We start from the raw sequence: 9,310 nt of genomic DNA on the forward strand, positions 1-9,310 counted from the left end.
GGGCAGTGTGGCACCGGGCAGTGTGGCACCGGGCAGTGTGGCACCGGGCAGTGTGGCACCGGGCAGTGTGGCACCGGGCAGTGTGGCACCGGGCCGAGCCGCCGGCAGGCCACGGAGACGACGGCACCGAAGCGACCAGAACGCGCGCGGACAGCTGTGCGCCTTCGCCCGCAATGTCGGCGTCATGATCTATGTACGTGTTTGAAATGATCTCTCCTTATCGTCTCGCCTGACGTTCTGGGTGTCACCGGGCCGGCGTCCGGGGTGCCCCGTTCGTGTGTGGAAACCACGGCAGAGACGAGGTACGGACGTGGGGCAACACGAGGACACAGGCGAGGCCGGGCGGATCAGTGAGCGCACCGGCGGCGTCACGCTGAGCCGCCGATCCCTCATCAGCGGCGCGGGCACGGCGGCCGCGGGCACGGCACTGGCCGTGACTCTGGGCGGCGGGGTGGCGAAGGCGTCCAGCCCGGGCACCAGCGGATCGGACAAGGGCAGAGACCTCTCGGATGCGGCGTCGCTCCCCTCGGTGAGGGACATCCCTCGCCGGTCGCGGGTGGTCGACTACGAGATCTTCGAACTGGCGGCGCTGCTGCGAGCGGGCAAGGTGTCGAGCGTCGAGTTGACCGAGGCGTATCTGGAGCGCATCGACAAGTTCAACGGCCCGTTCGAGACCTATGGGAACAACGGGCTCTACAACGCGTTCGTCCGCGTCGACCGGGCCGGTGCGCTCGCCGCCGCCAGGGCCGCGGACAAGCGCCTCGCGGCGTGCCGTCGCAGCGGTGACCCGTTGCCGCTGCTCTGGGGCATCCCCATGGGTATCAAGGACTCGATCGGCATCAAGGGCCTTCCGGCGCAGAACGGCTCGCCCGCCTTCGCGGGGAACCTCGCGCTCCAGGACGCCACCGTGGTCGGTCGGCTGCGTGCGGCCGGCGTGGTCCTGCTCGGCAGCACCATCTGTTCGGCCTTCTCCGGATCCATCACCGGCACCTTCGCCGGCAACGCCTGGAACACGGCCTACGTCCCCGGCGGGTCGAGCCAGGGCTCCGGCGTCGCGCCGGTGGCCCGGCTGGCGGCGGCCTGCATCGGTGAAGAGACCGGCGGCAGCATCATCATGCCCTCGGCCGCCAACGGAGCCTCCGGCATCAAGCCCTCGCTGGGCACCGTCTCGATCGCCGGGGTCATGCCGTTGTCGCCCGGCTACGACCTGCTCGGCCCGATCAGCCGCAGCGCCCGGGACTCGGCGTTGATCCTCGCCACCATCCTCGGCCCCGACCCGGTCAACGACCCGCAGACGTTGTCGGCCCCTGACCCGTTCCCGAAGATACCGCTCAGCCCGCGCCGGGGCCGCAGGCCTCTCCAGGGCATGACCATCGGCATCCCGCAGACCGACTGGATGAACGTCGGCGGATCGATCAAGGTCGGCGTGAGCCCGCAGTCGACGTACGGCGCGGGTCACCTCGCCGCCTTCAACCGGCTGACGAGCCAACTGCAGAGCCTCGGCGCCAAGGTCATCCTGTTCCCCGGCCTGGACATGACCGACCCTTCCCAGAACCCCTATTTCGCCTCGTCGGAGGTGCTGGCCACTGTGGACGGCTCGCCCGTGTCTCCGTCCGCGGCGGTCGTCAACTCCAACCGGTACGAAGTGCGCTTCGCCGCGGCGGTCGCCGACTTCTGCACCAGCGGCATCCCGTCAGCTGCCGCGGTGGCCACCCTGACCAGCCAATACGGTCGGCGGGCTCCCGGTGAACCGGCCGCGAGCTTTGCCGGGGCGGACCGGTTCAACGGCGGGATCTCCGGCGCCGTGCGGTACGAAGGCGAGCAGCGGCGCCGGAGGCTGATCGGCAACTACACCAGGGCGCTGCGCGACCACGGGGTCGACTTCATGCTCGTCATGTCGATCGGAGACGTCATCGGGCAGCGGTCCGGCGGTCCGGGCTTCCCGGTCTATCGCGCGTACTACCAGGTGCCGAACGCGCTCGGCTGGCCGATGGTCAGCTTCCCGATCGGATACGCGCAGGGGCTGGCGGTGTCGGCCCAGTTCTGGGGTCCCCGTTTCGCCGAAGCCGACATCACCCAGGCGATGATCGACTACCAGGCCAACTTCCCCGAATACCACAACGCCGCTCCGCCGGATCCCACGCCGCCGGCGACCGCGCTCCCGAACGCTCGGGCCCTGCCGTCGTTCGAGGACGACGGCCCGAGCAACGACCCCCTCATCGGCGAGGACGAGGTAAGGGCGGCACTGGGATGAGCTTCGACACTCCGGCACGGTTCCTCACCGTCCCCTACGGCACGCCGATCGACATCGGCCTGCTCCCACGGACCCCGGACGAGCAGAACGGCCGGCTGCTGACGGTCGGCTGGCAGGCGAAGCTCGGGACCTCATTCCTTCCCTACGACCCCGAGGACGAGGAGGTCGGGCCTTACGACCCGTCCCCGCACCCGTCGGTCTGAACGCGCCGAGCGTGCCCGGCCCTGGACGGTGGTCCAGGGCCGGCGTCGGGCCCGGTCACGGGCCGGCGATGAAATGAAGGATCACGCTGTGGACGTGATGGCTCTTCTGCTCGCCCCGGAAATCCACTTCGTACACGTGTGTGCCGACGTTGATCGCGATCGATCCCGACGAGAAGAAGGATCCGGCCAGTGATTTGTTGCTCACCACACTCACACTGGTGATCTTGGAGTACGGGATGCTGGTGATCGCCACCTTCTTGCCCATGAAGGACTTGTCCTGGAGGACCACCCGGCGGTCGGTGAGCCCCAGGAATCCGGTCCCCACTCCGATGGCGTCATAGACGGCGATGATCTGCTCACCCTGCATGAGACCGGCCTGAACCTGCTGTAGCTGTTCAGGCCTGTCGTGTGGAACGGTCTGATTCACGTGCGCCCCCTGGTGTTCTCTCCGCGATCAGGCAGGGCCGACACTGGACTCCCGGGCTCACGAAACGATCTCAGGGAACAGACGACTCGACGACATTCTCGTCGTCGTGACGGGCGACCGGCCGCGACGGTCCGCGCCACACGGTCTCGATGAACCGTCAGCCACGGCCGACGAACGGCATGCCCGTCGCCGTGATCGTCAGGAACAGCACGTTCGCGTCCAGGGGAAGATTCGCCATGAAAAGCACCGCCTCCGCGACGTGCGCCGAGTCGAACGTCGGCTCCGCGGCACGCGTGCCGTCCGCCTGGACGGCCCCCCGCGCGATGGTCTCGGTCATCTCGGTGGCCGCGTTGCCGATGTCGATCTGGCCACAGGCGATCCCGTAGGGGCGGCCGTCGAGGGAGATCGATTTCGTCAGGCCGGTCAAGGCGTGCTTGGTGGCGGTGTAGGCCACGCTGGCCGGGCGGGGCGTGTGCGCGGACACCGAGCCGTTGTTGATGATCCGCCCGCCTTGCGGTCGCTGCTCCTTCATCACCGCGACGGCGTGGTGCGCGCACAGGAACGCACCCGTCAGGTTCGTGTCGACCGTACGGCGCCAGTCGGCCACCGAGATCTCATCGACGGCTCCGAGAGCGCCGAACGTGCCCGCGTTGTTGAACAGCAGGTCCACCCGGCCCCAGCGATCGCGTACCCGGGTGAAGAGGCCGGCGACGGCGTCCGGGTCGGTGACATCGGTGGGCACGACCAGCGCGTCAGCGTGATCTTCAGCGGACTCCAACAGGGCCTGCTCCCGCCGGCCGGCGAGAGCGACTCTGTACCCGGAGGCCAGGAGCGCCCGGCTGACCACTCGGCCGATCCCTGAGCCGGCTCCCGTCACCACAGCGATGTCACCGGCCGTCATCGTTCCCCGTTTCGCGATGTGTGTCCATCCGGGATATCCGGCTGCGACTTCTTGATTCCACCAGAACGATCATTCCCTGTTCCCGATCAAAAGGGCAATATCCGATCTTTGTGCCGAGCCGTCCCATGTGACGGGGGGAAGGAGATCACGAATTCCGTGATCGTACGGATGAGCCGATTTCATGGCGTCGCGTCGAACGAATTCTCGGTTGAGGGGCAGTTCGGCTGTCCGTCGAATCCCCATGTCGGTGACCTACTGATATGCGAGGATGCCTCTCGGTCTCTACCAAAAGGAGCATTCCGATGGCCTCACGTCTCAACCCGTACATCAGTTTCGCCGGCAACGCACGGGAAGCCCTGGAGTTCTACAAGCACGTCTTCGGCGGCACCCTGGTGCTGAACACCTTCGGCGATTTCGGCGCGCAGAATTCGGTGGAAGCCGACAAGATCATGCACGGCATGCTCGAGACCGACAGCGGATTCACGATCATGGGCTCCGACACCCCGCCCGGGATGGAACACACTCCCGGGGACAACATCGCGGTGAGCCTCAGCGGAGACGACGCCGACGAGCTGCGCGGCTACTGGGACAAGCTCGCCGACGGCGGCACCGTGTCGGTTCCACTGGACAAGCAGATGTGGGGCGACGAGTTCGGCATGTGCGTGGACCGGTTCGGCATCTCCTGGATGGTCAACATCGGACGACAGGCGTGATGCACCCCTGGTGGTGACGCGACGGCCGGTGCCCGACGTCGTGCTCTTCGCTCGGGGGATGATTCCCGTCGCGTGCCTGGGGTCACTGGCCGATGGCGTCGAGCTCCACGATCGCGTCGGCAGGCAGGACCAGGTCGGCCGCGGCGACGTTCTCGTGGAGGTGCGCCACGGAAGACGTCCCCGGGATGAGGACGGTCGTGGCCGAGCGCCGCAACAGCCAGGCCAGGGCCACCTGCTGAGGCGAGGCGTCCAGGCGGGCGGCGACCCCGGTGAGCGTGCCGGACTGCAACGGGGTGAAGCCGCCGCCCAGGGGGAAGAACGAGGCGAAGGCGATGTTCTCTGCCGCGCACCGCTCAAGGAGGGCGTCGTCCTGCCGGTTCGCGAGGTTGTAGAGGTTCTGGACGGCGACGACAGGCGCCATGGCCTGCGCTTCCGCGAGCTGGACCATGGAGACGCCGCTGAGGCCGAGGTGGCGGATCAGGCCGTCCTTTCGCAGCTCGGCCAGGGCGCCGAACTGCTCTGCGACGGACTCGTCGGTGGTGCCGTCGCGCGAGCCGAGGCGCAGGTAGACGAGGTCGAGGGTGTCGAGGCCGAGGCGCTTGAGGTTCTCGCGGACCTGGGCCTTGAGGTCGTCGGGCTCCAGTGACGGCCGCCAACTGCCGTCCTCGCCGCGGCGCGCGCCGACCTTGGTGGCGATGCGCAGATCGGCGGGATAGGGGTGCAGGGCTTCCGCGATGAGCTCGTTGACGACGGCGGGCCCGTAGAAGTCGCTGGTGTCGATGTGGGTGATGCCCAGCTCGACGGCCCCGCGCAGGACCGCGAGGGCCTGGTCGCGGTCCTTGGGCGGACCGAAGACGCCGGGCCCGGCCAGTTGCATCGCGCCGTAGCCCATCCGGCTGATGGTGAGGTCGTCTGCGAGCGTGAGGGTCCCGCCGGGAACGCTGGTGGCCATGTCGTGTCCTACCTGTCTTCGTGAGCCTTGTGAGTCATCGGGCCGTTCCTCGATGACCCCGTACGACGCCCATCCTGCGGCGTGCTCGATCGCGAAGGCAGTACCCCGATGTTCCTGGGAGTGACAGGGCATAGTCACCGACCTGGAACCACGGTGCCGGCCGGCGTGCCGGCACCGTGATGGAGACGCCGAACAGGGCGGGCCGCCCGATGGCGGCCCGCCCTGTCGCCGGGACTGGTTTCAGCCCGTTCGCCTAGTTGAACTGGCCCGCCGCGCCCACGAGCGGCAGCTTGACCGTGCTCTTCTCCGTGTCTAGGTGCAGCGTCGCACCGGGAGTGGGCCGGATGGTGTATTCGTAGTCGCTCGACAGCAGCACGATGCCGACCTGGTGGCCCGCCGCGAACACATAGTCATGCGGCTGCATGTCGAAGTCGAGGCGGTACTCGGTGCCCGGCTTGATCGGCTTGGACTTCCAGATCGAGTCGCGGTTCTGGGGATCGATCCAGCCCCGCGTGATGATCTTCGCCTTGCCGTTCTGGTCGTAGTCGACGAGCAGCGCCGTGACGTTCGCGGCCGGCTGGCCGAAGGACATCTGCAGCGACACCAGCGGCGTGCCGCTGAGCCTGACCGCACCGGACAGCGTCCCCGACTTGTAGGCCAGACGGTTGGGAGACGTCGCCGCGTCGGCGAGAGTCTGCGCCGTCTTCGTCACGTCGTCGACGATCGTCTCGGTCGCGGGCTTGCCGTGGTGCTTCTTGTCATGCTTGTTCTTGTCGTCCGTGAGGACGCCGGCGGCCCCGTTCGTGCCGGCCGACAGGTCGAGCTTGGTGTCCACCGCGGTCGGGTCCGGCCACTCGGCGTATTCCACCAGTGTCCTGTCCTCACGCTGGATCAGAGCCCGGGGGTCATTCTCCACGCCGTTCTTGTAATCCCACAGGTAGCGGGTGAACCAGCGGTTGAGGACGTCGACGCTGGGGGAGCCGCCGTGCCCGCCCTGGTGCAGGTAGATCTTGTGCGGCACCTTGCGCGCCTTCAGCGCCTCGTACCACTGCGCGGCCTGCTTGGTCTTGACGTTCCAGTCGTTGAGCCCATGCGCGACCAGCACCGCGGCGTGGACCTTCTTGACGTCGTTCATGTAGTTGCGCTCGTCCCAGAAGGCGCTGTAGTCGCCGGTGACCCGGTCCTGCGCCTTGGCGAGGTCATCGATGACGCTCCGGCAGATCTGCTTGTCCGCGCGGGTGTAGACGTACTCCGCGAGCACGTCGGTGTCCTCGCCCTGGTAGCCGCCGGCGGCGACGACGGCGCCGTTCGCGCGGTAGTAGTCGTACCAGCTCGAGATCGCCGAGATCGGCACGATGGCCTCAAGGCCCTTGACGCCGGTGCTCGCGACCGCGTTGGGCAGGGTGCCGTTGTACGAGGTGCCGATCATGCCGACCTTGCCGGTCGTCCACGTGGCCTTGACCTCCGCGCCGGCGGCGTCGTAGGCCTTCGCGCGACCGTTCAGCCAGTCGACGACGGACTTCGCGCCGATGGTCTCGTTGCGGCCGCCGGTGGTCGGGCAACCGTCGGACTTGCCGCTGCCCAGCGACTCCGCGTGGACCACCGCGAAACCGCGGGGCAGCCAGTTGGCCTCCTGGCTGGTGCTGATGGCGGGCTGCGGGCCGGTGGCCGCGGCAGCCGCGACGGCGCCGGTCCCCGCGGCGGCCATCCGCTCGTCGGTCGCCGGGTTCAGCGCCCGGCCATTGCGGTCGTGGCCCTTGCCCGGGCGCACGGCCTCGTAGAGTTCGTGGTCGACGTCGTGGTTCGTGATCGGGTTGCCGCCGGCGTAGTAGGGGCTCACCTCATAGACGACAGGCGACTTCAGACCGGCCGTCTCGGTCTCCTGGAGTCGGGTGACCTCGGCGTGCACCCGGTCGTTCCGTCCGTCGCCGTCACTGTCGATCGGCGTCTGGACCCAGACTTCCTGGCGGATCCAGTCGTTGCGGTTCGACGAGAACACCGGCTGGGTCATGCCGTTCTGGAAGACCGGCCCGACGGGGGTGTCCACAGGAGCGGGGGCGTCCGCGGCGGCGGGGGTGGAGGTCGCGGCAACCCCCGTGAGGATGGTGACGACGGCGAGACCCAGCGCCGCGGCGCCACGACGTGTCGATCCAGGACTACGGAGGGCGGTCGGCGTCACAAGGCCCGCCACCCGTCGCGGTATGGACATCGGTGAACTTCCCTAACGATCAGGCGCCCGGGGCACCGGAGAGAGGGGCCTCGAGCGGAGTTAAAGGGACCGTAAAAAGCGGTCCGCTCGAGGCTATGGGGGAGATGTGCCGAATGTCTTTGGACGGCCGTTCGTTCTTGATCGCGGTATTTCCGACAAATGTCGAGATCGGGAGGGGGCTCATGTGTCCAGCGGCTGTCCGCGGGTTCAGGCGGGAGTGAACTTCTCCGCCCGATCCGGTGTAGACATCACATGGAGCGACGCGACTTCCTCAAGATCTGCGGCGGAACGGCTCTCCTCGGCGCGTGCGCCGGCCCTCCTCCTCCGCCGCGGAAGGGCCCGGCCCACCTCGTCTACGCCGACACGACGTCCGGCCTGGTCGCCGTGGACGCCCGGAGCGGGCTCAGGCTCGCGAATCCCCCTGGCTCGGTCCCCGCGGCCGACTGGACGCGCCTGTACACCCTGTCCGGGGACTCCCTGCTGACCGTGGACGCCGTCACCGGGCGGAGGATCACCAGCGCCGGCGTCCCCACCTCGAAAGCCGTCCGCGCGGTCTCGCCGAACGGCCTGCTCGTGGCCTTGGGGGACCCCCTCCCCGCGACGCCGTACGGCCCGCCCGGTCGTCGCACGACCCGTCTGGTGATCGCGGATCCCTCCGGCGGACGGACGCCCACGACCATCGAACTGGACGGGAACTACGAGCCCGACGCCTTCTCGGCGGAGGGAGGCGCACTGTTCGTTCTGCAGTACCTTCCGTCGACGGCTCCCGAGGCGTACCGAGTCCGGATGCTCGACCTGGCGTCCCGGCAGGTGGGCCCGATCCTGAGCCGGGAGAAGACTCCCGTGTCCGAGGAGGAGACCATGCGTGGCGAGAGCCGGCTCGCCGTGCTCTCCCCCCTCCGCGACAGGCTCTACACGCTCTACACCCATCAGGCCGACCACCTGCACACCCGGGATCTGGTGGCCGGGCGGTCCACAGGCGTGCACGCCTTCGTGCACGTGCTGAGCCTGACCGAGCACTGGGCCTACTGCCTCGACCTGCCGGAGCCGTTCGGGCATGGGCCCGCGGAGGGGCATGCGATCGCCGTATCGCCCAGCGGCCTCTATGTGTTCGACGGCGCCAGCGGACGGCTCGTGCGAGCGGACGTCGAGGAGTTGGTCGTCAAGGGAGTGGGCGCTCTTCCGGCGACGCCGGGTCCCGCCTTCGCCGCCGTGTCGGCCGACGCCCTCCACCTGGCCGCCGGCGCGTCGCTGCTCACCGTCGACCTCGACTCCCTGGCCGTACTGCACGCGGCCAGGACGCCGGGGCCACCACGCGGGCTGGTGGTGGCCCCGGACGGGAGCCTGTACGCGGGCGTCGACGGCGGAGCCGTACAGGTGGACGCCCGGAACGGGCGCGAACTCGCCCGGGTACCCGTCCCCGGTCTCACGCTGCTCCGCCACGCCACCGCTCTGCCTGGCGTGTAGAGGGGATGTTCTCCGTGGTGACGCGGAAGACGGGTGACCCGTGCGTACGCGCCGGGCCGGGTGGGAGCGTGCGGTACTCGCCCGGTCCCACCCGACTCTCGTGGGGGTCCGAGTCAGAAGTCCATGTCGCCGCCGGGCATGGCGGGAGCTGCGGGGTTCTTCTCGGGCTTCTCGGCGATGACGG

Annotated in this window: 8 protein-coding genes; 4 read left to right on the top strand and 4 right to left on the bottom strand. The window is 68.7% G+C overall.

Translation table 11 applies throughout. The features are described 5' to 3' along the window. Nucleotides 1–310 precede the first annotated feature (310 nt). Together Pmi06nite_RS24780 and Pmi06nite_RS24785 are read left to right on the top strand one after the other, a co-directional pair. On the top strand, nt 311–2,254 hold the full coding sequence (locus Pmi06nite_RS24780; RefSeq protein WP_203955512.1) for an amidase: 1,944 nt from the start codon (nt 311–313) through the stop codon (nt 2,252–2,254). Then, nucleotides 2,251–2,457, top strand: coding sequence for a hypothetical protein (locus Pmi06nite_RS24785; protein ID WP_203955513.1), 207 nt, complete (start codon nt 2,251–2,253; stop codon nt 2,455–2,457). The genes Pmi06nite_RS24780 and Pmi06nite_RS24785 overlap by 4 nt, the downstream gene beginning before the upstream one ends. A 55-nt stretch (nt 2,458–2,512) precedes the next feature. Here the strand turns inward: Pmi06nite_RS24785 and Pmi06nite_RS24790 are convergent, their stop codons facing one another. Together Pmi06nite_RS24790 and Pmi06nite_RS24795 are read right to left on the bottom strand one after the other, a co-directional pair. Continuing rightward, on the bottom strand, nt 2,513–2,884 hold the full coding sequence (locus tag Pmi06nite_RS24790) for a PH domain-containing protein (protein ID WP_239095530.1): 372 nt from the start codon (nt 2,882–2,884) through the stop codon (nt 2,513–2,515). Nucleotides 2,885–3,041: 157 nt separating this feature from the next. Then, the gene (locus tag Pmi06nite_RS24795) at nt 3,042–3,785 is read right to left on the bottom strand and encodes an SDR family oxidoreductase (RefSeq protein WP_203955514.1); all 744 of its coding nucleotides are present in this window, start codon (nt 3,783–3,785) and stop codon (nt 3,042–3,044) included. Between the two features lie 302 nt (nt 3,786–4,087). Between Pmi06nite_RS24795 and Pmi06nite_RS24800 the strand changes: the two genes are divergently transcribed. Beyond that, complete coding sequence (locus Pmi06nite_RS24800) at nt 4,088–4,498, top strand: VOC family protein (protein ID WP_203955515.1); 411 nt, start codon at nt 4,088–4,090, stop codon at nt 4,496–4,498. A gap of 82 nt (nt 4,499–4,580) precedes the next feature. On the opposite strand, the gene Pmi06nite_RS24805 is transcribed toward Pmi06nite_RS24800, so the two are convergent. Then, nucleotides 4,581–5,450, bottom strand: a complete 870-nt coding sequence (locus Pmi06nite_RS24805; RefSeq protein ID WP_203955516.1) for an oxidoreductase — start codon at nt 5,448–5,450, stop codon at nt 4,581–4,583. Nucleotides 5,451–5,703: 253 nt separating this feature from the next. Beyond that, a complete protein-coding gene (locus Pmi06nite_RS24810) occupies nt 5,704–7,659 on the bottom strand; it encodes a Xaa-Pro dipeptidyl-peptidase (protein ID WP_203955517.1) in 1,956 nt (651 codons plus the stop codon). Nucleotides 7,660–7,911: 252 nt separating this feature from the next. Here Pmi06nite_RS24810 and Pmi06nite_RS24815 point away from each other — a divergent pair, with 252 nt between their 5' ends. Beyond that, nucleotides 7,912–9,126: a YncE family protein gene (locus Pmi06nite_RS24815; RefSeq protein WP_203955518.1), complete on the top strand. Its 1,215-nt coding sequence runs from the start codon at nt 7,912–7,914 to the stop codon at nt 9,124–9,126. Nucleotides 9,127–9,310 lie beyond the last annotated feature (184 nt).

Source organism: Planotetraspora mira, assembly GCF_016863275.1.
Lineage (GTDB): Bacteria > Actinomycetota > Actinomycetes > Streptosporangiales > Streptosporangiaceae > Planotetraspora > Planotetraspora mira.

Excerpts from the sequence above, each read along its gene's own strand:
- Pmi06nite_RS24785 (WP_203955513.1), top strand. The coding sequence starts at position 2,251 with ATGAGCTTCGACACTCCGGCACGGTTCCTCACCGTCCCCTACGGCACG.
- Pmi06nite_RS24795 (WP_203955514.1), bottom strand. The coding sequence starts at position 3,785 with ATGACGGCCGGTGACATCGCTGTGGTGACGGGAGCCGGCTCAGGGATC.
- Pmi06nite_RS24800 (WP_203955515.1), top strand. The coding sequence starts at position 4,088 with ATGGCCTCACGTCTCAACCCGTACATCAGTTTCGCCGGCAACGCACGG.
- Pmi06nite_RS24805 (WP_203955516.1), bottom strand. The coding sequence starts at position 5,450 with ATGGCCACCAGCGTTCCCGGCGGGACCCTCACGCTCGCAGACGACCTC.
- Pmi06nite_RS24810 (WP_203955517.1), bottom strand. The coding sequence starts at position 7,659 with ATGTCCATACCGCGACGGGTGGCGGGCCTTGTGACGCCGACCGCCCTC.
- Pmi06nite_RS24815 (WP_203955518.1), top strand. The coding sequence starts at position 7,912 with ATGGAGCGACGCGACTTCCTCAAGATCTGCGGCGGAACGGCTCTCCTC.